Origin of the sequence: Chitinophaga sp. Cy-1792, assembly GCF_011752935.1 — a bacterium.
Lineage (GTDB): Bacteria > Bacteroidota > Bacteroidia > Chitinophagales > Chitinophagaceae > Chitinophaga.
On record NZ_VWWO01000002.1, the window covers coordinates 2,609,354 to 2,635,402 of the forward strand.

The following is a 26,049-nucleotide window of genomic DNA, read 5'->3' on the forward strand; positions in this document are numbered from 1 at the left end:
AGTCATGGCTACTAACTATATCCCCGTATGGCCCGGCCCTGTTGTAATGGTACCTGTTCCTATGGATATCCTCCGTATAGGCCAGGCCGATTTTTACGCTGCTACTACGTGGGCATCTACCAGAAACAACTACTACAACCTCTACATGAAGCTGGTGGCAGATCCACAACCTTTTCAGGCAGGCACCTGCCCACCGGTAGGTATACACCTGATGTGGACACTCCCCTACAGCATGCGGCAGGGACAACAATCCGACGTGAACAATCCTTCCGGCGACGTTACATTTCCATATGTACCTAACCGCTGGCTGATCACACGTTTCAAATACCCGGTGCCCAATAAGGACAATCCCAATCCGGCGCCTCCTGAATTACAGGCCACCATTGTATGCAGTGATGCACTCGCCGGACTCAACAACGACAACAGAAATACAGCCAGTCAGTACCCGTATCCAACAGACCCCAATTTACCCGTGCGGGCAATTGGTAACAGTATGCCGCTTGCCAGCTGGACAGGGCAGGCAAAGGACGGGCAGCCACTGATCAAAGCAGTGGGCCCGGGTGATGTATCCTGGTCGGTAGCCTACGACAATGTGAAGAATGTATTTACCCTGCACGATGATGTAGGCAGTGGTACGGCGCAATATACCTATTCACTGTTAGGCTGGTATGATGATCCCAATGATGATATGCTGTCTAAAATGGACACCAGCGATGAAGCCAACTGGATGAACATACTGGAAGGCCAGTATGGATGGTCCGTAGGCGGTGTGGCTGCATTGCAGGAAGCGATACAGTCCTGGCAGCAATGGCAGCAGAACTATGGCCTTAAAGGCAGTTATTCCCCGCAGTTGCCTGCACAGATAAAAACGGCCATGACAGCCTGGAACAGCTGGCGCTTACAACATGGCGTAAAAGAAGACCAGCCCGACCTGCCAAAGCAATGCATCTGTCATTCCATGGCTTCTGTAGAATGGAAAGGTAACCAGCTAGCCTATGGCACCGGCGTACCTACGCCACAGGGAGGCGTCAGCATCGCCGTTGGTAATAACGCCATGGAAGCCATTTCTGTATATATGGCCACCACAGTTGCGAAACAGAATGGGCAGCCCGACTCCGACATTCCAATTATAGAAAGGGCGCTGGAAGCATTTCAGAAAGATTTGCTGGCACAGCTCAACAGCGACCCTACCGCAGTGGAAATGGCCATTCATACCGACCGGTTTGAACAGCACTACAGCGGCCAGGAATGGATCGTAGTAAGGCCCGAAAGTACTGATGACAATATCCTCGGTACCGGCGGACAACATTCCATCCCCCTGAATGCCGCAGATACAGACGCACTCACACAGTTGAATAACAAACAACAGGATTTAAATAACCTGAATGAAGAGCTGCTAACATTACGACAGGAAATGTTTCAGCTGAGTGTAAAAGAATCGTTGTTTACCAGGTCAGTACCTACTGAGATCAAAACGCTGGTCACCAACAGTATGGCTGCCATTACTTCTGCCCTCGATACGGCAACGCAGCAACGGGATTCCAAACAGGCGGAAGTCACTACCGATGCCCAGACACTGGCGGGCAGACTGGACAAAAACTTCGTACTGAAAGCCATTGACAAGCCAGCTTCCTCCGCTCCTGTGGACCCTGTTATTATGGTGGGTGGCGTTTCTATGGATCCTAAGCTGACCTCTCCCGAACAGTATACTGATACTACAGAACTGTTTGTACGATTTACCGGGCAAACCATTACCGGCATCAATATCACTTTTACAGTGAGTGGTTCACCCCGTACTTTTTTGGTGAATGGAACAGATCTGCTGAATAAAGTAACCATTCCTTCCTGGAATATCTTCCCTAAAGAGGCCATGGACCTATGGGTAGAAGCCATGATATTAGATACTTCCTGCGCAGCGCTGATAGCAAAAATATGGTTTGAAAAAGCAGGTGTAACGCCAACGAATACACAGATGAGTCAACTGACGTTGCAGATACAGACACAACAGACAGCTGTATGGAACGACAGTAACTCCCTGGGAGTACATCCGCAGGCATTGACAGCCGTAGCAGGTATGGAAGGCATTGTTCCTTCACCATTTGCAGTAGCATTCATTACCAAACAGCCATGGACACCGATATACATGGACTGGAAAATGAATTATATTCCTTCGGCCGCGGTCACTACAGATTCGTTGAAAGACTGGACCCTGGGAGAAATAGACTACGACTGGACGGGTAGCAGCCTGAGCACCTCGGGCATCGTCTTCTACGGGCGTGCCGTTATGAATGCAAAATCTTCACAGGTCATCAAAACAAAAATGGCTGCCTTCCAGAACGACCCTATGTATGATGGATTGCCGCAGTACATTCTCGATGACCTGAAAACAGCTGCCGATCAGATAGGCCAGATAGATCTGCTGACACAGTCCATGAGTGGTTTCACGCGACAGCTGATTACCTCTCAGGTGGCACTCAGCTATGCACCTACAGATGCTAATATTTTAAGGCTGTTAGGCGATTCTCAGCTGAATTTCCGGCCGCGGTTAACAGATTACACCACCTCTCAAAGCTTCTTTCCTATCCGTTCAGGGCATTTCCAGCTGGTAGACCTCTGGGTGGTAGATTCCTTCGGGCAGGTATTAATGACCAAGCCCAGATTGGCAGCGCCATTGGACCCATTGCCCAATGTCTATTTTTCTGAGAATCTCACTACCAGCAGTCCTAACTATCTGAACAGCAACAGTAAAACATTCGCACAGCTGTCGCCAAGAGTAGCGCAACCGGTAAACGTCCGGCTGGACCTGCTGCAACAGAATAACGATAACATCCGTACGAATTCCTCTGACCTCACCAGTCCTATCTGTGGCTGGGTGATGCCGAACCACCTGGACAACTCCCTCATGATATTTGATGCCAATGGGCTCAACCAGGGCTCCATCATCAAAGTACAGCGGCAGATAACAGACGGCAATGAGGCGAACGACTTCCAGTATACGATTCGCTGGGATGCAGTACCAGGAAGCAATACGGCATTGGGTGCGCCACCTGCGCTGGAGAACCAGCATTTACAGGACTTTGTAATGGGCCTCCTCAAAACCGGTTTTGATGGCGCCGATGCTTATGATGACCTCATCAGTGTAATAGACGTAACGCTGTGGCCGATGAGTAATTTCAAAAGTCAGGCCGGCAACCAGAGCATACTGATCGGAAGACCGCTGGCAGTAGTGCGTGGAGAAGTGCAAATGGAGCTCGCAGGCACGCCTATGTATAACCAGAGCTGGAAAGATACCGGGGAATATTATACCAGTGGCACAGCGTACCAACCTACTGATCCGCCGTACCTGAATACACCTTTTAACATCAGGATCGGCGATGCCTATCTCGCTGGCAATGGCACCATTGGTTATTTCCAGGGAGATGATTACAATAGTTTTTATGCCGTGTATGGTGCAGACGGGCAAACCCGGGATTTGCTGCAAATGTTTTCACGCAATGCCAGGGGAAAGATCAATCTGGCAGGGTTTGCAGCGAAGCCGTTTACCAGTAGCCGTTTCGCTTCCAATTATGTCAAACAGGGACATACGGTAACGTTGACACCTAAACGTAGTAATACTAAACTGACAATGCTGGTAGATCCTTCCGGTGTTATTCCTGTCATCCCGGGCAGTCAGCCGAAATTCAACATTACCCTGCCTACAGGGCCGGTGTCCAATGCGTTGGGCAATCTGAAATCCACCTTCCGTACAGGGCCGTTATTACTTGATCCGGATAAGATCAAGATGCCTACACCAGCGGAAGTACAAGGTAAATGGGGATGGGTAGGCCGAAAAGATGTTACCTCCTGGAACCCGGAACAGGAGATAGAACAGTATACCCCAATTGCTACAGGAGACCAGGATAACCTTCGGCTTACGGAAGGATGGATTACACTTTCCGGCGCCAATAGCCAGGAACCACAAAACAATTAAAAAAATATTATGGCAGATACACTACCACTTATTTTTAAATATACCATTACACCGTCCACTATACCGACGAATGCCAAGGCACAGCTCATCCTGACGATCACCAATAACACAGGTGATACGGTATACTTTGACGGCGGCAATGACCAAAGTACGATCGATGTCAGCTTTCCTATGGGCGACAAGGATACGGACCTTGTGACGGACGAAAACTTCACTGGTACCGCGGATCCTACAGACTTTACCTGTGACTATAATGGATCTTTTTTTGTTATTGCCGGCACTCCCTTTGATAACGATGGTAATCCGATGCAGACACCATTACCCAATGGCGCCAGCATTAAAGTCACTTTTAAGGATGTGTCCATCAACAAAACGGAAGGTGTTGCCCAGATAGAAATATCGGAGTTCGTCATCGATAAGCCGACAGGCCCAGGATATGTGACAGTGACCAAAGAGGAACAAAAGCAATTAGATATACTGGCTTATCTCGAGGAAAACGTTGTTGGGTTAGATCAGAAAACCACGCTGCACTGGTATACTACGGGCGCCACCCATGTAAAGGTGATAGGTTTCCCTGATGCGCCACGGGAAAAAATCTTTGATGTGACTGTTCCTCCACCTGCGCCGGGAGAATGTGAGGTAAATATTGGTGAAACGGATAAAGAAATCACCTATACCCTGATCGCCTACACCGGCAATGGCAACGATCCCAGCAATCCGAGAACTACTGTACAGTTGTATCAAAGCGCCGCCCTGATTATTGATTTCTCTGCTTACAGTTCGGCTTTGACCTTGAAGGCTGATTTGCTGCCGGACAACACCCAACTGGACGTGGACGAACCGGTAACCATCACCCAGACCGTACAATATGCTTCCAGCTGGCAGTTTAAGAAGCCAGACAGACCTATCAATGGTTCAGCGCACTATGTAAAAACGCAGGTCGTCCCTGGTCAGGACCTGGTAACCGCCTATGCAGGCAAATACGACCGCATGCCGGATACCGCTACCTACCGGCTGACCGTCTTCGGTTACCAGGACCCGCTCAATCCGCAGCCGGACCCATTTGAGGAGCTGCACTTTAAGATCAAACCGGTGGTGGTTAAATACTTCAAGTACAAAGACAGAGACGCAAACGGTAATTTATCCACTATGATTGCTGAAACAGTACCGTACGACTGGCCAGCAAGGGTACTCTCTTCTGGTGGCGGCCAGCCGAATATATTAACCATAACGCAGCCGGGAGGCAGCAAAGTGGTGCTTTACCTCGGCGAACCAGATACACATCCGCAGGTACAGTATTTTAATCTGGCCAAAGATAGCAGCAATGGTACTTTCAGCTGGGTAGGCAAAAACGTGAAATCGCTGGTACTTACCAGACCTGATAAAACTACCTATAACGTACCTACCAATGCCATTGCTTATGGTACGCTGAAGGAAAACTGGCAGGTGGGCGACTACCTTTTAACAGCTGTAGGTACTGACAACAGCACTGTTGTCAGCATTCTGACGGTTACATCCTGATTGTTACGTATGTGAATAATCCCTGTAAATAGTCAACATGCCGGGTTCGCAGCAATGCGGCCCGGTTTCTATCTACATAAACAAAAACTATAACAGGCATCAACAAACTATTATCATTCGTATATCCATTAACGTTAACATTTATTAAAATAATTATTATGGCAAATACAATTAGCGTAAATGAAGGAGAAATAGGCCAGGCAACCGGTCAGGACATTCTTAAATACCCTAACATCAATAGCTGTCTGTCTATTACTGCCGTTTTTGCAGATGGCAAAAGATATGGTGGGCATGTTGTTATGTTTAACACCGACCAGCAGCTTAGCTTAAAAGATATCTGTGATAAAATATTCGCCAACAAAGGTAATAGCACGCGGCTGATTATCATCGGCGACATTGGCACCTGGAATCAGGATTGGTCACAGCTTCCACAAACGAAGAACCTGATCATCAATGGTAAGAAAGTGACCAATGTTGCCGGGCTGGGGCCTGCTATGGGATTTACAACAAACGACAACTGGGATATTGATAATTGTGCCACCCGCGGAGGTTCTTACGATATATACTTCGAATATGCGGGAAACACCAGGCAAATCAGGGCATATGATAAAAAAACAGCTAACAATTGCACCTATTTCAATACCAAAACCTGGTAACGCTTTCCCCGTGCCGGTATTCCACCAGGAATACCGGCAGTCCATATACGAAACCCTTTCTACGGAAATTCTGAAAAATATTATGCATGGAGCATACAACGATTGTAGACCTCATATCCAGGTTCCCGGTTGGCAAAGCCAACGAAAAGGCACTTGTATTCCTGGATACTAACGGCAACGAATCAACGTCATATACTTACCGAAGCCTGAAGCAGCAATGTATTACCATTGCAGAAAATCTATACCATCATCTTACACCAAAAGAAATAGTATTGTTATGCGCACGCGATCAGGCCGAGTTTACCACGGCCTTTTTCGGGTGTATGATGGCAGGCATCATACCTGCTCCCATGGCGCCGGTGCGTAACAGCAAAGACAAAAGTGGCATGGAGCGGATCATCCGTGTGTTGCAGCAACGCACTATCCGCACCATGCTAATAGCGGAAGAGCAATTACCCCTGTTCAGGGAAGCGATGCAGGCAGCAGGACTGAACGACATTCAGTTTATTGTGCTGGAACGCTTACACCATCAAAATATCAGTGTAATCACCCTGCCGGAAATTGCAGCAGATGATATTGCGTATATCCAGTATACGTCAGGATCTACCAGTACACCTAAAGGCGTAATCATACGGCACTGCAATGCCATGCGAAACCTGGCATTCATGTACCGCACCTTTCAACGCAGTGAATCTGTGCGGGTGGCAGGATGGCTTCCTTTTCACCACGACATGGGCCTCATCGGACACTTACTGACGGTACTCTTCGAACATGGTTTCGGTGTATTTATCAGTCCGCAGGCATTTATGGCCACACCTGCACTATGGCTAAAAATAATCGGGCAGTACCAGGCCAATGCGGCCGCAGCGCCACCGTTTGCATTTGACCTTTGTTGCAGCAAAATCAGTACCACCGAAGGTTTGCAGCTATCGTCCTGGAAGTACGCCTATGTAGGTGCAGAAACAGTATCTCCCGAAATATTACTACGCTTTGCAGACAAGTTTAAATCTTCCGGCTTTGACATAAATGCCTTCAAGCCGGTATATGGACTTGCAGAAGCTACGCTGCTGGCCGCAGGAGGTGCGGCAGGACTGGATGAGCTGCTACCGCTGACGCATACACGTAATACAGGTAATAGCAGCAGGTCGCTGCTCCCCTATCGTACAGACCCCGAAGTGGTCATTTCCATACATGATATCAGCACAGGTGATTTACTGGAAGATGGAGCAGCGGGAGAAATTTACATTCAGGGCAGCGGCAACAGCAGCGGTTACCTGGAAGACAAAGCCACAGCAGGGATCACAGATACGACGCTGCTAAAAACCGGCGACACCGGCTTTCTGCAAGGTGGGCATCTTTATATCACCGGCAGAACAAAAGATATCATTATTGTACGCGGTGTAAATTATGCCGCTAACGACCTGGAGAGCTGTATTCGTTACCAGCAGCCGGATCTGGCCACGAACGACCGCACCGTGTGTATTACGTATTTTAATACTACGGAAGAACTGATCGTTTTCCAGGAAATACACCGGCATACAGATGCTGCTAAAAAAGAACAGCTCATTGCGCATATCAAAGGCTCGCTGGCAGAAGGTTACGGCATTATACCCGACAATATCGTATTAGTTCCGTCGGGCTGTATTCCAAGAACCAGCAGCTACAAGATTTCCCGGAAAGCTTGCCTGGACAGCTACCTGGAGGGTACATTACCCATCATTTCCGACACGCTTCATACAGCAGACACCATGCCTGCACCAGCAAACGATGATGTAGTCATTGTAGCGATGGCCTGTCGTTTTCCCGGAGCGGATTCCCCGGAAGCTTTCTGGGAGCTGTTGCAGCAGGGCACGGATGCTATCAGTGAAGTACCTGCGAGCCGATGGGAGAACGATGTTTTCTACGATGAGAAGCCGGCAGTACCCGGAAAGGTAAATACACGCTGGGGTGGGTTTGTAACAGATATCGATCAGTTTGACCCGGCACTCTTTGGCATTTCGCCCTATGAAGCACCGGAGATAGACCCGCAGCAGCGGCTATTAATGGAAACTTCCTGGCGGTTGCTGGAAAATGCGGGATGGAAGAAGGAAAGTCTGGCCGGCAGTGATACCGGCGTATTCCTGGGTGTAAGTACTAACGATTACCTCTATATGAAAATAAAGCTCATCCCTGGTATGGAGAGCTTCAACGCCTATTCGGGGCTGGGCAATGCCAATAGTCTTACGGCGAACCGTATTTCGTATACCTACGACCTGAAAGGTCCCAGCATAGCCGTAGACACGGCCTGTTCCTCTTCTCTTACCGCCTTTCACCTGGCAGTAAAGGCTATTCTGGATGGGGAGTGTACACAGGCCATTGCCGGCGGTGTAAATGCGTTATTATCTCCGGGGCCAACCATTACATTGTCGCAGTTTGGGATGATGTCGCCGGTAGGAAGGTGTAAAACTTTTGATGCCAGCGCCGATGGATATGTACGCGCAGAAGGTTGCGGGCTGGTCATGCTGAAACGCAGATCAGCAGCGGTACAGGACGGCGATCCGATACTGGCCACTGTACTGGCCACCGCCACCGGACAGGATGGTAAAAGCAACGGCATCACCTCCCCTGACGGCGAGGCACAGCACCGGCTGATCGCAAGAACACTGGCAGCAGGAAATATTGACGCAGCTACCGTGTCTTATATAGAAGCACATGGTACCGGCACTGCTTTGGGTGATCCGGTAGAAATGGAGCAGCTGGTAAAGATATACGGGCAATCCGGTCATCCTTGCTATGTAGGCGCTGTTAAAGCCAACATAGGGCACCTGGAAGCCGGCGCCGGTATTGCCGGCATCATCAAATCCGTACTGATGTTGCAGCATGGAAAAATTCCGCCACAGCCACATCTGCAAAAAATAAATCCACGGATTCACCTGGAAGGCAGCAGGTTGAAAATAGCCAGTGTGCTGAATGACTGGGCGCCGGGCATCCCGAGGCGTGCGGCGGTGAGCTCTTTTGGCTTTGGTGGGGCACTCGCCCATGCCATTCTGGAAGAAGCCGTACCTACAGCAGCTGCGCCGGCATCCACCAGCACGCCGTTCTTTCAGGCGCCATTTGTTTTTTCTGCACATTCTCCGGAAGGATTGCACCGGCAGGCTGACAACTGGATTGATTTCCTGGGCAGGGAACCTGTTGCAGGCATTCATGATCTTTGTTATACACAGGCCACCATGCGTACCGATCTACGTTACCGCCTGACTTTCCTGGCAGATACCAAAGCCGTTTTATTGCAGAAGCTGAAAGCCTTCAGGGAAGGGATTTACCAGCCCAATGAGCTCCTCGCAGAAGGGTTAAGATGTTTTATTTTTTCTGGTCAGGGAGATCAGTATATGAGTATGGGGAGAGAATTATATTTTCATTTTCCCGCATTCCGCCGTGCCTTTGACCGCTGTGCCGCTGCTGCGGAAGATCCTGCTGCCGGCTATTCGCTGACGGCTATGATCAACGGCAAAGACGAAGGAAGTCCGATCATGGACCATGAGTATCAGCCGATACTATTTGCTGTGCAGTATGCATTGGGCATACTACTGGAAGAAGCAGGCTGTGTACCGGATATACTCCTGGGGCATAGTATCGGTGAGTACGCCGCTGCTTGTCTGGCAGGCTGTTTCGAACCTGAAACAGGCATCTTGCTCCTGAAGAAAAGGACAGAATTACTGTATAGTCTTCCCCGGCGAGGTTCCATGTTAACGGTTTTTGCAGATAAAGAAACCGTTTCAGCCGCTATCGCCGCCTATCCGGATATCTGTATCGCCGGCATCAACAGCCCGGCTAAAACCGTCATTTCCGGGGGCATGGAATCACTGAATGTATTGGCAGCCCATTTCAAATCGCAGCAAACAGGCATTTACCAGTTAAAGGTATCCCAGGCCTTTCATAGTCATTACATGGAGCCTATGCTGGAAACGTATCGCGAATACTTACAACAGTTCACATTCAGTGCGCCTGCACGCAGATGGGTTTCTTCCTGTCTGGGCCGTGAGATGACCACGGCACCGGATGCGGACTACTGGGTAAAACAAACACGGCAGGCTGTAAACTTCAGGCAGGCATTGATGCTGCTGGCAGGAGAGCCTATCCGTGAATTCGTAGAAATAGGGCCCGGTGGCAATACCTTGTTGGCCGTCAGCGAAACCATAGACTGTAGCAATGCACAACTGCTACGTACCCTTAATTTCCGCAAGGGCGACAGAACAGAAGCCTATTTCCTGCTGGAAGCACTCTGTAAAATGTATACCGCAGGTGCACAGGTACACTGGGAACAGGTGATACAGGGCCAGGCACTGCCAGCAGGTATACCCGGACAGGCATTCCAGCATAAACGCTACTGGCTGGAAGGACTAAGTCCTGACCAGTTAACCGCCTTCGCCAATCCATCCCGGCAGCCGCATTCCTCCAGGCAGGTATTACGCAATTGTTTTTACCAGGTCAACTGGAATGCTGCCGGCAATATTCCGGCAAGTATACCCGAAGAAATACTTCATAAAAAAATCAACTGGATAGTGGCCGCTCCGCCGGGAGATATTACCCGGCAGTTATTACAGCAGTTAAAGGCATCCCAGAAAAGCGTATACTGGTTTAGCACCGGTGAAGGCGATAGCGGTAAGTACCGTGCAGACTACCAGTTCGACGCACGTTCTGTTAAAGCCGATTACCGCAGGGCACTTGATAAAGTCGTAAACCTGCAACGGAAAGAAAATGAGCGCGAGTGGAAAATCATTTATGCAGATGCAGGCATTGCAGATATTATAGAAAATAGTTCATCCGTTAGCGTTAGTATGCTGGTACCTTTCCTGCAGGCAGTAAAGGAAAGTGCGCTGGTAATGCCGCTGTGGTTGCTGACGCGTCAGGCGCAGCCCGTACCGGCGGCAGGCGATCAGCTACAGCTGAATGCCGCCACGCTGTGGGGTTTCGGAAAAACACTCTTCCTCGAGCATCCCGAATGGCGAGGTGGGATGATAGATATTGCCAGCGCTGCTGATGTTCCCGCATTACTATATAAAGTTATGCAGCCGGGGAAAGAGCACTGCGTCTCTCTGCGCAACGGCCAGCAATATATCACGCAGCTGCAACCACTTGCGGAAGTACCAACGGCTACGGCTACACTCCGCAACGATGGTGCCTATATTATTACCGGTGGCTTCGGCGGGCTGGGCCTGGCCTGTGCCCAATGGCTGGCCGGAAAAGGCGTCAGCCATCTGGTGCTTACCGGCAGACGCCAGTTACCTCCGGCTGATACCTGGGCACAAATCAGTGATACACATCCGGAATATGCGGTGATCAAACAATTACTGCAACTCCAACAGGAAGGGGTACACCTGGATATCCATCGTATAGACGTACGCGATGCTGCCGCCATGGCAGATATTTTCCGGCAGCTTGACAACAGTAACATACCTGTTCGTGGCGTATTACATGCTGCCGGTGTAAACTGGTTTGCTAAAGTAATGGACCTTGATAACAGTCAGCTGTCCGCCACACTGAAAATAAAAACCGATGCTTCCTGGCAGCTGCACCAGCTCACCAAAGACAGGGACCTGGACTGCTTCCTGCTGTTCTCCAGTGTTTCTGCGCTCTGGGGCTCGGTAGACCTCAGTCATTATACCGCAGCCAACTATTACATGGACATGCTCGCCAAATACAGAGCCGGTATGGGGTTGCCGGCAACAAGCATCAACTGGGGGCCGTGGGCCGAAGCGGGCATGAGTGCCGGCGAGCAGGAGACGCATGTGCTGGAACAGCTGGGATTCAGGCTGATGAGCAATTCCAGGGCACTGGCATGTATGGACACCGCCATCGCCAAAAAAATGCCGCTGTCATTAATTGCAGATATAGACTGGGAGAAATTCCGTTTATTCACCGACTTCTCCCTGCAACCTTCGCTGTTTACCGCCGTAACGAAAGGCAGTAACAACACGCAGGCAGCCACAAATAACCTGGACAATATCCTTGGCAGCACGCCGGAAAAAGCCAGGGCACAGATAGAAGAAGTAGTAAGAATGGAGCTGCGCATGGTGATGCTCATAGAATCCATGGATACCATCGATGCCAGACAGCGCTTCAATTTCCTCGGCATGGACTCTTTGATGGCCATCTCCTTTGTAGCAAAGCTGGAGCAGTATTTCCACTGCAAACTACCGGCAACACTGGCTTACAACTACCCTACCATTGAGGCGGTAAGTGATTTTATTTTTTCTCAGATATACGAAAACAAGGAAGGGGTTAATCCGGTTATCACGCAGGAAACTCCCGTCCAGCCGGCAGCAATACCAAAAGCCTTTGTATCCATGAACGAAAGGCCGCAGGCGGCGAAAGTCCGGCTGTATTGCTTTCCGTATGCCGGGTCTGGCGCTTCCGCCTTTACGCGCTGGGCAGATGCCTTTGGCGATGACCTGGAAATCATCGCAGTACAGCCTCGTGGCCGTGAAGAAAGGAGTCATGAGCCAGCCTTTACCGCACTACCCGCCATGATCACCGACCTGCTGAACGACTATTCCGATCCTGAAGGAACCTTCTATTTCTTTGGGCATAGCATGGGTGCACTGGTAGCCTATGAGTTTTACGCCGCCCTGCAGCGTAGCGGCCGGAAGTTACCGGCAGGACTGATACTCTCCGGTTGCGGTGCGCCACTGGCAGCCGGCACAGGCACTTTGCACCAGCTGAATGAAACAGCTTTTATAGAAGAAGTACTCAAGAGTTACGGTGATCCTGGCGTAGCTGCCGAGCGCAGGAAAGCATTACAGCATACCAGTGAGCTACTCCGTGCCGACCTCCAGGTACTGGAATGTTATGAGCCCAATGGCGCAGCCATCAATGTTCCGCTGACAGTAGTGGCCGGCGTTAGTGATCCGCTTGCTCCTCCTGCCGAAGTACGCCGCTGGATGGAACTTTCCACCAACGACTTCTCCATCTGCTATCTCAAGGCGGGCCATGACCTTGTGCAGCAAAAGAGTACAGACCTGATCAAAATTATTTCAGCAGCAATCAAGTAGTACATTATGAGTAATACGCGCAAACCCTGGTATAATGTTTTCGGAGGCAGGTATACCGGCGAACAGCCTCCCTTCTATAATACAGCAGAACTTCCCTGGATTGGTGTACTCGAAAACAACTGGGAAACCATCAGAGACGAAGTTACAGGCCTCATGCAGGAGAAACCGGCCAGACTACGTCCTTACTTTATCAATAAGTCCATGTCTTTCCCACCTAAAAAATGGAAGACGATGGGGCTGTATTTCTGGAAATTCACCATGCATGACAACTGCAAGAAGTGCCCGGAAACAGTGAAGCTGATGCGGCAGATACCCAACCTTACTTCGTGTTCGCTGAGTGTGCTGGAGCCGGGCTCCAATATCAATCCGCACCAGGGTGATACAGATGCCATCATTCGTTGTCACCTGGGATTATCGGTACCAGCGGCGCTGCCTGATTGCGGCTTTCAGGTGTCTAAGGAAATACGGCCCTGGGAAAATGGTAAGGCCCTGCCCTTCTGTGATGCACATACGCATACCGCCTGGAATAATTCAGGTGAAAGGAGACTTATTTTAATCATTGACGTCATGCGGCCTGAATATGCCAGGGACCAGAATATGATCTGTGCACATGTGCTCGCATCTTCCGTTTTACAGATGCTGTATCAGCGTTTTGCATTTTTGGGCAGCCGCTCCGGTTACCTCAAAAAAAACCTGTACAACCTCCTGCGGTATTCTATCTGGCTGGTATTGCCCATACAAAGACTGAAGTTGTTCTAAGCTCAAAGTACATGTACGAAGCGGCATAATAAAAAGGCATCAGCTACCTTTTTATTATGCCGCTGTTTTTTTAGTTAGATAAAAAACAGCATATGACCGGCATTTCGTATTGTTACAAAAAAATGCGAAATTTAATAGTCATCATTCCTGACTGTATGCATGGGTTATAGAATTACTGCATATTTCTCCTTCGTGAATGTATTATGGCTGCTGATACCCACATTGGCAGATTGCCAGTCGCGGCCCGACAGCAGCTACCTGCGGCCTTTCCTCAAAAGAAATATGGCTGAAGTATATACCGGACTCTACTATACGAATTTCAATTTTACCGGTAATAAAAACAGTTACCAATTGCGGGCTAACAGCAACGCCTATATTGGTGCAGACGTCAGCTACAAATGGCTGTATGTGCAGCTGGCTTTCAATATACCAGGTACTTCATTAGACAACAGGATTAAGTTCAAATACCAGAACTATAAATTTCGCTGGGGGAACCACCGGTTTGTATTTCAGCCGTACTATCAATCGTATAACGGGCTGCTGATTCCGCAGGCGAGTCGTAACGGATATGATGCCTTTCGCGGTATTGATTTTATGAGCGCCGGTTTGGACTGCTATTACTTTGTTAATGCCAGCCGTTTTTCGCACAAGGCAGGATATGCATTTTCTGAAGACCAGACCCGGTCTGCAGGTTCCTTATATTTTTCGTTGTCGGGGATCTGGAATAAGGTAAGATGGCCTGCTCCTTCTAAAGAGCTGATTACAGATTCCACCACCTATGCCTTACTTTCCGCGAATCCGGAGTGGATTTCCGTGATCCCCAAGGCAGGATATGCCTATAACCTGGTTCACCATAAATGGCTGTTAGCCCCTACCGTACAGGCAGGAGCTGGCGCCTTGCGGGAATTAAACACCGGCAATTATTCAGTGCGTGTAGTTACGGAATTGCGGGCCACCATCAACGGTGGTTATAATGGCGATAATTACTATATCTACCTGAGTTCAGACTGGTATAACCTCAACACACATCTGCTGATCCAGGACATGCAGCGTGTTTACTGGACGCTGTCGCTTACCGCTGGTATGCGCTTTAAATCTCTCCCTAAAAAAATACTGGGGATATTGTAAAGTCTGGCATTTCTTTTCTTCCGGACCATTTGAATATACTACACAATCTCGCACCCGTTGCTTAACTTTGCAAGTCACAATTAAAAACTCATGTATAGATTATTTGCTGCCAATACACCTCCTCCGATGGTTTAACCTACAGGATGAATTCATTATCTAACATCAAGGAGAAAATTATGTTTTTTATAAGTGAAGTAACAGATAAAGCGCCAGCCGCATTTAAGACGCCTTTACAGGAAAAGGTATATAGCACATTAGCACAGTTTGCGGTAACATTTGAACGGGTAGATACTGCGCCTGCCATTACCATGGAAGATTGCATCCGCATAGATGAAAAGCTGGATATGCGAACTGTCAAAACACTCTTTCTTTGTAACAGGCAGCAGACGAAATTCTATCTCTATATTACTACTGCCGGCAAACCATTTGTCACCAAAGACCTGAGCAGCGCCATGGGTATACCGCGTGTATCCTTTGCTTCAGTAGAATTACTACAAAGTGTTCTGGGTACGGATGTTGGTGCGGCAACTGTTTTTGGGGTATTGCTGGATACAGAAAACAAAGTAGAGGTAGTGGTAGATAAAGACATATTATCAGAAGCCTGGTATGGCTGCAGCGATGGCACCACCACCAGCTATATGAAAGTGAATACCAGCTGGGTGATTCATGATTTCCTGGACTATGCCGGGCATAAGCCAACGATCATCGAGATATAAATATTACACCCGTTTCTGTTGAACAGAAACGGGTGTTTATCTCAATGGAAATAAGTATAGAAAAAGTAATCAAATTCTTCCTGATCAAATGATTAGTCAGGCATCTTTCTGTCAAAAAAATCCGGATTAAACCGAATATCTTCATGCTGTGCCCTGATGGCAGCCGCGAATACCGTCGGATCAAAATCATCATTATGTGACATGAATGAAGAAAAACTTTTTTTTATTTCTTCTTCCGTCATTTTCAGATGCTCACACATTATCCCAGCTTTACGCAGGATACCTATATAACCATACCGGCCTCTTATAATACTGTAATCCGGCCATAATGCCGATGCATCTTCCCAATCACCGAATAAACTATCGTCAACGAGTATACGCTTATTGACAACATCAATCACTATCAATCTACTATCCAGTCCATCCCCTTCCCTGGGCAATTCAATTGGCGGCTTATTCTTCAGCAAAGGAATAATCGCTTCCCCATAATGAATAATCTGATCCAGTAAAAACATTAGTTTGGTGACATACAGCCCTGTTGATTCCTGGATAATTACCAATGTATCAACAAATCCTACTTCTTCATCATTAATGATATCCTGTTCTGAAATGTGTTCATCAAAAATCATCATTTCTTGTTGCTGGAAGTAATTTAGTTGCAAAATCTTATCTGCATCATACATCTCATTCTTAAGCTGTATAACTTCCCAGCCTGCCCAAATATTGGCCAGCTGTGATATATAATACTCCATAACAGAAGCAGTATCAGTAAATTCTATCTCCCAGAAATACAGCTTTCTGACATCAATATCTATAATTACAATGCCTTCCAACCACGGAAAACTTACCAGTTGGTCTTTTACAGTACAGCTGCTGACATACTTCAGAAATTCCTTTTCTCCTTTCAGCATGTCTTTCGCGATATCAACTCCCCCCCAGTGATTATAGTATATGGTCTGTTTATTATGTTCCCTGATGATATAATTTGCACTATGTCCCATAACTTATTTGTCTGTATTAAAATGTTCCTGAAAATATTTATTCACTACCGCAGGAGGGATTTCTTTAGCTAATGCCGCCTTTAACCGCATGTGTAATGTATCTGCATTAATTCCAGCTTTTCTTCGCTATTTTTTAAAGATATGCTTCAATTTATCCAGTACGTTTATTGTGGCTTTACATTATTGAAAAAATCCGGATTAAATTCCACATCTTTATTTTCCTTGAGGAAGGCTGTAGCAAAGGCGTTGGGATCAAAACCATCATCAACTTTTACCAGCCAGTTAAAATTCTCTATTACTTTTTCTGTTGACATTCTCAAATGTGCGGCCTCAATACCAGCCAGTTCCAACACACCAATGTAACCGTAATCACCCATGGTAAAGTTATAGCCTGGCCATAGGTGCCCGGAGCGTTCCCATACACCAAACGTGCTTTCATTTATCAATATTTCTTTTGTAATAGTATCGATGAATATTGTATCGAGTACATCATATTTTTCTTCATGCGGTAATGCTGCTACCGGCCAATGGCTGAACAATGGAATAATATCTACGCCATAATTCAGTATCCGATCTACCGACAGATTACCGCTTTTTGTAATCAGCAAACCATCTGGATTTCTGACAATTACCAATGTATTAGACCATTCCTCTGTAATATCATTTATCACATAGTCTTCGGAAACCGGATCAAGATCTTCCGGCGCCTCCTGCCACGACAGATAATCCAGCCCAAAGGCACGTTCTGCATCATACATCCTGTTTCGAAGCATGACCACTTCCCACCCAGGCCACTTTTGCGGCAACTGTGATAAATAGTATTCTATGTCAGAGGTATCGTAGGCAAATTCCCCTGACCAAAAGAATAATTGCTTTTTATCCATATCGATACATACACAACCTTCCATCCAGACGTGGTCCAGGATATACTCTTTGATTGGGCAGCTTCTCACAAAATTGAGGAATACCGTCTCTCCCAGGTATAAATCTCCGGCTATCCTGTTTGCCCGCCAATGATGATAACGCACTATCTCCTGTCCATCTTGCCGGATAATATAATTAGCTCTTTGTCCCATTACAAACTACTTGAACCACTAAATATAACGGAAAATCATCAGCTATTTTTACCCCGGCCAGCAGCTATTTTCAGGTAGTTATCAGCTATTTTCAGCCAGGAGGCTGATCCCGCTTTATCCGATCTTTATACCGGCAATTTATTCATTCACCCAAAAAAGCATATCCAAGTTTTCAAGATTGTTTTTTCGTATTCCCATTCGCGTTACCGGCCTTTCTTCCTGTTCCGTTCTAATTATCCCTACCAGTTTCAAAACCAGCATCAGTTTTAAAGCAATGGCTGCTGCCGGTGCGTAATAATGCATTTTTATGGAACATATAATTCATGACGGATCGCAAACAGTACCAGCCCCGTTCTGGACTTTATTTCCAGCTTATCAAACAATTCCTGGCGGTAGTTATCGATTGTGTGCGGACTCAGTTTCATTTCAGCCGCAATCTCCTTATAGGTCAGTTCGGAGCAGCAAAGCTGCAGAAACCTGACTTCGTTATCGCTAAGCAATGCCAGCGGATTATCAGTGCCGTTATGTCCCTGTAAATTGCGGAGCATCTTCCCGGATACCAGGTCGTTGAGATAAAAGCCCTGCTCGTGAATGCCTTTTATGGCGCTAACGACATCGCCTATACGTGATTCTTTTAAGAGATAGCCGCCAGCGCCACTCTTCAGCATTTTAATGACAGGCTTATCATCTTCGAAGGTACTCAGCGCCAGGATATGCACGCCAGGATAGTGCTGCCGTAGCCATTGCGCGGAGGCATATCCATCCGCCAGCGGCATATTAATATCCAGCAGCACCACTTGGGGCATGGCGCCGGCACGCATCTTCTCCTGCATTTCCAGGCCGTTGGCAGCCTCAAATACAAGGGATATCTCTTCGTACTCCGACAGTAAACTGATCAGTCCCTGCCGGAATAAATGGTGGTCATCTACCAAAGCGATGCGTATAATATTTTCCTGCATATTGCGGATTATGTGGGTAAAGTAATAATAACAGTGGTACCTGCACCAGGCGTAGAACGTATATCAACGCTGGCACCCACCATGGCGGCACGGCGGAGGATACTGGAAAGTCCCATGCCGGTACCTTTGGACAGTGCCGCATTTACATCGAAACCGGTCCCGTTATCGGTAATGCCTATACGTAGTAATTTTTGCTCATATTGCTGCTCAACCGTGATAGCTGTAGCCTGCGCATGGCGGATGATATTATGCAGTGTTTCCTGGAAAATACGGAAGATGATCAGCTCCTGCTCAGGCATGGCTGGCATTCCATCAAGATGACCGGTATGTGTCACCTGGTGGTGGCCTGCCTTTTCCAGCCATTCCAATTCAAATGTAATGGCGTTTTGAAGTCCTTTCCCGATCAGCTCTTCACCATGCAGGAGCCGCGACAGTCCACGGATTTCCTGTATAGAACGCCTGGCCAGTGCTTCGGCAGCCTGGATCCGCTCTGTGGCCTTCGGCTTATTTTCTATGTCCACCGCACTGAGTGTGATGACGATCAGGCCCAGCAACTGGTTGATATTATCATGCAGGTCGTTGCCAATCATTTTCAGTGTCTGCTCCTGCACTTCCATCTGTGATTGCAGCAGCTCATGCCGGAAGCGTTGCTGTAGCTGCTCCTTTTCCTCCTGATGCCGCTTCTTTCTACGGTTGTATACGACTACATATACGATCAGAAACCCGGGTGCTATCAGGAAGATAGCACTTACCCATGCGATCAGGGAAATTATTTCTGTTGACGATAACGACATATAAAAGCGTATATCCAGCTACCATAAAGCAGTACGTTCAGCACCTTGAAAATGATATATCTCAAAGAAAACTGGATACTGTTAACAGCAGGTGTATGTAGCAGGTAATTGAAAAAAATGTAGGTCACCACGCCGCCAAAATAAAATATCAGCACGCCGTTTACCCACCAGAAAGGCGGATAGCTACCCAGCCTGATATAGCGGTCGCTTTTAAGTACCAGGTAATAGTAATATAAAGATGCCAGCACAAAAACCACCGACATCAGCACCACCACCTGACTGCTGTACTGCGCAAAGTTGTTGTGAACAGATTCCACCAGGTACAGCACTATAAAAATGCCCAGCCATAGCAGCAGGAAAAGACGTTTCAGCCCGGATGGCCGCAGCAGATGAAACAGGAAAATACTGATACAAATACATTCTGCCGGCAGGTAATAATTGTATAGAAACGCATTACTAACGTGATGGCATAAACGCAGATATATACCCGTTGTTTCTACCAGGCAGACCAGCAAAAGATAGATAGGAAACAGTCTCCAGACAAGGTCTTTATCCTTACGCAGACAAACAACTCCTGCCAGGAAGCAGCTCCATTCCATGAAGGTATTAACAGTAATATAAGGCAGCATAGGATTACTTTTCCAGCAGTGTAGCGCCTAACGCCGAGCAATTAGACGGTGGCGGACACATTTCGCCGTTGTTGTCATATGCAGAAGCCTCAATAATAAACCCTCTTCTGGCAAGACTTCCAGGCATACCGGGATAGTAATCGACGTGGATGGTATCACGGCCACTGACCTTATCCCTGGTAGGAACAAACAGGAGTGTTTTCAGGCCCCAGTAGGCGCTGTCGGGCGCAGGTTCCTGACCGTTAAAAAATTTCCGGTCATAATCCACGTTATAGGCGGCAAAATAGAATCGCACACCAGAACCTGAATCTGCCTTGATCTGGTCCAGCAATCGCTGCATACGCCAGGCCGGGAACCACAGGCAACGGGAGTTTTCGAACTTTACCCCTTTCGTGGAAATGTTGTCACCTAACAGGCCGGGGTAACGCGTTACGGAATCTGTCCATTGTCCATAATTTCTGACATAATCCTTTGCTGTTGTTACAGACAAGGAATAGGTGGAGTCGGGCGCAGGTCCATCGTGATGGGCACCAACAGCATTGGGGTGCAGGTTATAACCGATCAGGCCGGAGGCGATGGCGGTACATACGAAAGCCATCACCAGGAATACTGTTTTACGGGATTGGGTTGTCATTGCAAGGGTTGTGTTTATAATGGTATGGGTTGATATGCTGAAGGTATAATGTTCCATTCAGCGGGATTTTAGTGGTTATCGTCTCTAAAATAATAAAAAAAACTTTTCTGCCAGCATCCTTGCTGCAATTACTGCCCCTTCCATATATCCCGGATATTTACCGGCCGTTTCTGTCCCGCAGAAAAACAATTTTCCGCCCATATAGCCCTCATGCAATACCGGATGACCATTATGCTGATGCGGGCGTAGTGGGGTAAGACTACCCTTCCCGATATATTCATCTAGCCAAACCTTATCCTGATAAAATGAAAATAAGCCTGCTTTTTCACCGTACAACTGCCGGAGCTGGGCAATGACCAGCGTCTTCCTCGTTTCTGGCGTATATCCGGCCGCGGCACCATTTAAAAATCCCGTAAAAGCATAATGCTTCCCGTCTTGACTGGTGTGATCATACATTTCCGTAATGATACCGGCATGACTGTACAACATACCCGAGTAGCCCGCCTCCCGCCAGAAGCAGTGATCATATTCGATGGTGAACTTTACTGCACCTTCCATCCAGGTGTGTACACCCGGCAATACTTTCATGGTACTTTCCGGCAAGGCTGGTGCAAAGTTAATACTGGCGGCTGCCAGTTGTGGTGGCAGGCAAAGCACGGCCATATGTCCGTGGAACTCCTGGTGATTGTTACAGGCAACAGTAATCCCGTCCGGACGTTCCGTTATACGGTGCACTTTTGTACCCAGGTGAATATGCTGCTCTCCTATCTCCTGCGCCAATGCGGCAATCAGCGCTGCACTTCCGCCAGCGATCCTGTAAGAAGGCGCCGAAGATTCGGGTACATAAAATGCCTGTGGTGGTTCGAAGGACTTCGTCTGGAACAACGATATACCTTCCGCAAACTGGTTGAATTTTTCAAGTCCGAGCTGTGCGATCAATTCGTTCAGCGACTGGTGCATATCCGAAAACCAGGTTGCTCCCAGCTCCATAGGTGTGCCTCTATTTCCGTAGATAGTCTGTATTCTGCCACCGGGTCTGACTGCGGCTTCCAGTATTGTACATCCGATATTACGCTGTTGAAGAAAATAGCCCAGTGTGAGGCCTGCGAGTCCGCCTCCGATAATGACAACCTTATTATTCATATCCGGCAAAAGTCCGCTATAATCATCTGCCTATGCTAGTAAAAATCAGCATAATCATGGTAATATCCGGCAATTGTCAACATTTTTTTCAGGTAGATGATGAACAGTTGTTGTTATTAAAATGTATGGTAGATATAAGAAAAATACTGGTAAAAACCGGCAATCTCCGGCAGTCATCTTTTTTTAATGTTTAATTTCCAATATACAACACAGGATATATGGCCAGAAAGGAGCAATTAAACATAGCGGAATATCATCTGCACCAGGACCAGCCACAGCAGCTACAATTTTCTGTGCACGACCTGCATATTTACCTGGACGAACACCAGGCCAATACAACGCGGCCACATATACATAGCTTCTACCAGATCATATGGTTCAAATCCGGCAAAGGAAAGCATTATGTCGACTTTAAAGCATATGAAGTATTTGACAATGCCATTTTCTTCATTGCCAAAAACCAGGTCCATTACTTCGACCATGGCAAACATTATGAGGGTGTTTTAATTCACTTCAATGAAGAATTTCTCACAGGGTCAGGTAATGAGCTGAACTTATTCCTGAAATTCAGTTTATTCAACAATCCCTATCAGCTGCCTTCCTGCTGCGTCGGGGCCAGTGTCAATAAAACCCTGGACGAATACCTCCGGCAGATAAAAGCAGAATTACCTCATGTCGACCAGTTCGGACAAAAGGAATTACTCAAAACCTATCTGAAGGCCTTCCTGATACAGGTACAACGCAGAAAATACGAATATGAACAAACAAATGGCAACACACCTTTTATGGTAGATGAAAAGCGATTACAATTGCTGCAATTATCTAACCTGATAGAAGAAAATTACAGTAAAAACCTGAGCGTGGCCGACTATGCAAAACGTATGCATATCTCTACCCGTACCCTCTCTGACCTCACACATATGGTTGTCAATAAAACACCTTCCCAGCTGATACAGGAGCGCATCATACTGGAAGCCAAACGACTGCTCCTGCACTCGCACCTGAACATCAACCAGATCGGCTATCATCTTGGGTTTGAAGACCCTTCCTATTTTGTAAAATATTTCAAAAAACATACACAGACCGCACCTTCCGTATTCAGAAAATCTGTTCGTTAGAAATAGCTATTGCCGGAATTTACCATAGCTTCTCCTATATGTCCATTTTCATTTTTTTTATGCCTGCCGACATTTGTGAGATCAATTTAAATAATCTGAAAATGGAAAAAACTTACCTGGAAATTACATTGACTATTGATGCTGCCGACAGAGAAAAAGCAGCAGGCATATACGCCGCCTACAAGGCGCCATTCCTGGAACATATTACAGGTGCGCTTTCCAAGGAATTACTGATCAGAGACGAGGACGTTCAGGTATTACATGGCTTTGACACGACTGTCAATGCAGCAGCCTATTTAAAGAGTGACCTGTTTGTAAATGACGTTGTGAATGGCCTGCAACCCTTCCTGAAAGCCGTTCCCGATGTAAGAATTTACAGTGTCGCATAAACGTAAACGCTGCAAATGTGCCCCAAAAGCAAAGGGAGCCCATATTCCCTTTGCTTTTGTCAGCGCCCCAGCACATGGCAGATAATCAGCATTAAATACCCACCTATACTACCGATCAGTATTATCGCCAGACTGGTGATTTTCTTACTGAAAAAACTCAGTACCAGGCATATCAGCAAAATGATGGCACTTTTATAACTGCTCAGGTTTTCTCCCAGCAAATGTATACCCACCACCGCTATTACGGCTATAGATGCAGCACTCAGTCCATCCAGGAAGTAACGCAGCCGCTGGCTGCCCCTGGCCCAGGTAATTACTTTATGCAGAAAAAAGGAAATAAAAAAAGAAGGCAGAAAGATGGCTACGGTAGCCAGCACGCCGCCGGTAACACCATTGATGAGATATCCTGCGAAAGTAGCACTGGAGAGTATAGGCCCCGGCGTTATTTGTCCTACCGCGATGGCGTCTATCAACTGCTGCCTTGTAATCCAGTGCTGGTGCCTCACCAGCGATTCATCCATATAACCAAAGAGTACATACCCGCTACCATACAGGATGGCGCCTATTTTCAGGAATATCAGGAAGAGTTTTGAATTGGAATATGTTGTTGCGGCCATTCCTGCCGGAGTGGCCACCAGCCCTAGCAGCAGGCTCATAGCAGGCTTTCGTATGGAGAGGAGTAAGTTGATGAAGCCGGCAGCAAGTAACAGGTAAACTTCGTTGATGCCGTATAATGCCCCTGCAAATACAAGGAGGCACAATGTAATCAGTCGCCAGTTGGTTTTGATGGTGCCTTTAGACAGGCGTATCACCGCACCAATCACCAGCGCTGTAGTAGCAGGGCGTATACCAAAGATAAAATCCTGCACATCAGGAATAGCGCTGTACCGCTGGTAAAAATAGCCGAATACCAGGCAAATCAGCATCGCCGGAAAAATATAGCAGATGCCTGCCACCACCAGTCCTAAGCGGCCGCCACGCTCCTTTCCGCAATGCATGATAATTTCCACTGCATTGGGACCGGGAATAATATAAGAAGTACTAAGAATGTCTGTGAAATGCTGATGATCTATCCATTTTCTTCTGACTACCATTTCATTTTCAATAGTAGCCACCATTCCGGCAATGCCGCCAAAACCGATTACTCCTAACTTAAAGCATGACCAGGCCACCTGTTTTATCCGCAAAGCTTTGCTGTCGCTGGCATTTATCTCCTGCATAGTATGAGCTGTCTTTGTTAATAGCTGGAAAAACAGCAGGAAATTAAGCATTAAATACTATTAAAACAACCCGCCAGCATAGCCGGCCACAAGCGTTATAGCTATCTATATTTGTCATATGCCGGATGTAAATATGCCTTATCTCATTTTTACCATTTTTCGATTTTTGAAAACGACCATGATTTTCATATATTCATCACCGTAAGTATACCCACTATTTCTACACCTGATCTCTGTACGCATGATACGCTTCTATAGCAAGTCCATGTTTCTTATTGGCGCCATGGCAGTAGCCGGCTGCAGCAGGAGTTACCTGCTGACCAGCCGTGAAGCTGCACAGCAGCATATTTCGCCTGTGGCCATACACTATTTCAATACCGCATTTCAGCAAGTCAGCAGCCAGAGCTACTTCAAAAAAGACATTGATTTCAAACAACTGTACCTGTCGGCGGTTACGCAAATGAAAAATGCGGATAGCTGCAGCGATACCTATCCCGCCATCAGAGACCTGGTTGCAGGCCTGAACGACCGGCATAGCTTTTTTAAGGCTCCTCCTGCTGCCGGCAGTTCCGTACTCGCTTCATTAAGTACCAAACCAGGTAGCATTCCCTTCCATGCCAGTATTAACAATTCATACGGGCTCATTGAATTAAAGTCGTACAATGCCATCGACCTCTCTGACCGGCACAGGATTGCAGACAGTCTGTATGCCACGCTGAAAAAAATGGACCAGGAAAACGTCAGGGGGCTTATCATCGATTTCCGTAAAATGGAAGGCGGCACCACCGTACCTTTCCTGACAGCCTTTGCCCCGCTGATTAACCAGGACATACTGCTGAAATACGTGGATAACAAAGGACATGCATCTTATATCACCCGCTATAAAAATGGCATCTATACCAAAAGCGGCAGCAAAACTACCCGCCTGGGTTACCTGACCGACTATGCACCATTAAAGCTGTCAGAAAAACCCATTGCCATCATTACGGGCAATTACACCGCCAGCGCCGGAGAAATGATACTCATCGCCTTCCTGGGGTTACCCAACGTAAAAACCTTCGGCGCGCCTACCTATGGCGTTGCCACCGGCAAGAGCAATATATTCCTGGCAGATAGTGCCTTTATATCCCTGGCATCCAGCGTAACCTGCGATCGTAACGGCAACGCCTATACCGGGCCGGTAACACCGCAGCAATATGCTGACCCCAGGGTGGTAAGTGAAGAGCAGCTGATGACAACAATACACAACTGGATAAAATAAAAACGGTTGAAAGATGCCTCTTCCAACCGTTCCTTTAGCTGTTA

At 47.4% G+C, this 26,049-nt stretch carries 18 protein-coding genes; 10 read left to right on the forward strand and 8 right to left on the reverse strand.

The features are described from left to right. Positions 1–4: 4 nt before the first annotated feature. From F3J22_RS24690 to F3J22_RS24720, 7 genes are all read left to right on the forward strand, one after another. The gene (locus tag F3J22_RS24690; protein ID WP_167020589.1) at positions 5–3,970 is read left to right on the forward strand and encodes a hypothetical protein; all 3,966 of its coding nucleotides are present in this window, start codon (positions 5–7) and stop codon (positions 3,968–3,970) included. Between the two features lie 9 nt (positions 3,971–3,979). Then, complete coding sequence (locus tag F3J22_RS24695; RefSeq protein ID WP_167020590.1) at positions 3,980–5,491, forward strand: hypothetical protein; 1,512 nt, start codon at positions 3,980–3,982, stop codon at positions 5,489–5,491. Between the two features lie 158 nt (positions 5,492–5,649). Beyond that, entirely contained in the window at positions 5,650–6,147 is a 498-nt protein-coding gene (locus F3J22_RS24700) for a hypothetical protein (RefSeq protein ID WP_167020591.1), read from the forward strand. Between the two features lie 86 nt (positions 6,148–6,233). Next, entirely contained in the window at positions 6,234–13,178 is a 6,945-nt protein-coding gene (locus F3J22_RS24705) for a type I polyketide synthase (RefSeq protein ID WP_167020592.1), read from the forward strand. Positions 13,179–13,184: 6 nt separating this feature from the next. Then, on the forward strand, positions 13,185–13,937 hold the full coding sequence (locus tag F3J22_RS24710; protein WP_167020593.1) for an aspartyl/asparaginyl beta-hydroxylase domain-containing protein: 753 nt from the start codon (positions 13,185–13,187) through the stop codon (positions 13,935–13,937). Positions 13,938–14,096: 159 nt separating this feature from the next. Further along, positions 14,097–15,065, forward strand: a complete 969-nt coding sequence (locus F3J22_RS24715; protein ID WP_167020594.1) for a DUF4421 family protein — start codon at positions 14,097–14,099, stop codon at positions 15,063–15,065. A gap of 143 nt (positions 15,066–15,208) precedes the next feature. Continuing rightward, positions 15,209–15,781: a prolyl-tRNA synthetase associated domain-containing protein gene (locus F3J22_RS24720; RefSeq protein ID WP_240155163.1), complete on the forward strand. Its 573-nt coding sequence runs from the start codon at positions 15,209–15,211 to the stop codon at positions 15,779–15,781. A 92-nt stretch (positions 15,782–15,873) separates the two neighbouring features. On the opposite strand, the gene F3J22_RS24725 is transcribed toward F3J22_RS24720, so the two are convergent. The 7 genes from F3J22_RS24725 to F3J22_RS24755 form a co-directional block, all read right to left on the reverse strand. After that, on the reverse strand, positions 15,874–16,782 hold the full coding sequence (locus F3J22_RS24725; protein ID WP_167020595.1) for a hypothetical protein: 909 nt from the start codon (positions 16,780–16,782) through the stop codon (positions 15,874–15,876). 164 nt (positions 16,783–16,946) lie between these two features. After that, the gene (locus F3J22_RS24730) at positions 16,947–17,858 is read right to left on the reverse strand and encodes a hypothetical protein (protein ID WP_167020596.1); all 912 of its coding nucleotides are present in this window, start codon (positions 17,856–17,858) and stop codon (positions 16,947–16,949) included. A gap of 305 nt (positions 17,859–18,163) precedes the next feature. Next, a complete protein-coding gene (locus F3J22_RS24735; protein ID WP_167020597.1) occupies positions 18,164–18,817 on the reverse strand; it encodes a response regulator transcription factor in 654 nt (217 codons plus the stop codon). Positions 18,818–18,825: 8 nt separating this feature from the next. After that, positions 18,826–19,611 (reverse strand): sensor histidine kinase, encoded by a 786-nt coding sequence (locus F3J22_RS24740; RefSeq protein WP_167020598.1) that lies wholly within the window; start codon positions 19,609–19,611, stop codon positions 18,826–18,828. Next, positions 19,587–20,240, reverse strand: a complete 654-nt coding sequence (locus F3J22_RS24745) for a hypothetical protein (protein WP_167020599.1) — start codon at positions 20,238–20,240, stop codon at positions 19,587–19,589. The genes F3J22_RS24740 and F3J22_RS24745 overlap by 25 nt, the downstream gene beginning before the upstream one ends. A gap of 4 nt (positions 20,241–20,244) precedes the next feature. Further along, positions 20,245–20,874 carry a hypothetical protein gene (locus F3J22_RS24750; protein WP_167020600.1) on the reverse strand — a complete coding sequence of 210 codons (630 nt, stop codon included), beginning with the start codon at positions 20,872–20,874 and terminating at the stop codon, positions 20,245–20,247. A gap of 84 nt (positions 20,875–20,958) precedes the next feature. Next, a complete protein-coding gene (locus F3J22_RS24755; RefSeq protein WP_167020601.1) occupies positions 20,959–22,017 on the reverse strand; it encodes an NAD(P)/FAD-dependent oxidoreductase in 1,059 nt (352 codons plus the stop codon). A gap of 218 nt (positions 22,018–22,235) precedes the next feature. On the opposite strand from F3J22_RS24755, the gene F3J22_RS24760 reads away from it, so the two are divergent. Then, on the forward strand, positions 22,236–23,135 hold the full coding sequence (locus tag F3J22_RS24760) for an AraC family transcriptional regulator (RefSeq protein ID WP_167020602.1): 900 nt from the start codon (positions 22,236–22,238) through the stop codon (positions 23,133–23,135). Between the two features lie 101 nt (positions 23,136–23,236). Continuing rightward, a complete protein-coding gene (locus tag F3J22_RS24765) occupies positions 23,237–23,524 on the forward strand; it encodes a hypothetical protein (protein ID WP_167020603.1) in 288 nt (95 codons plus the stop codon). 59 nt (positions 23,525–23,583) lie between these two features. Here the strand turns inward: F3J22_RS24765 and chrA are convergent, their stop codons facing one another. Beyond that, positions 23,584–24,744 (reverse strand): chromate efflux transporter, encoded by a 1,161-nt coding sequence (gene chrA / locus F3J22_RS24770; RefSeq protein ID WP_167020791.1) that lies wholly within the window; start codon positions 24,742–24,744, stop codon positions 23,584–23,586. A gap of 241 nt (positions 24,745–24,985) precedes the next feature. Here chrA and F3J22_RS24775 point away from each other — a divergent pair, with 241 nt between their 5' ends. Further along, entirely contained in the window at positions 24,986–26,005 is a 1,020-nt protein-coding gene (locus tag F3J22_RS24775) for a S41 family peptidase (RefSeq protein WP_167020604.1), read from the forward strand. The last annotated feature ends 44 nt before the right edge of the window (positions 26,006–26,049 follow it).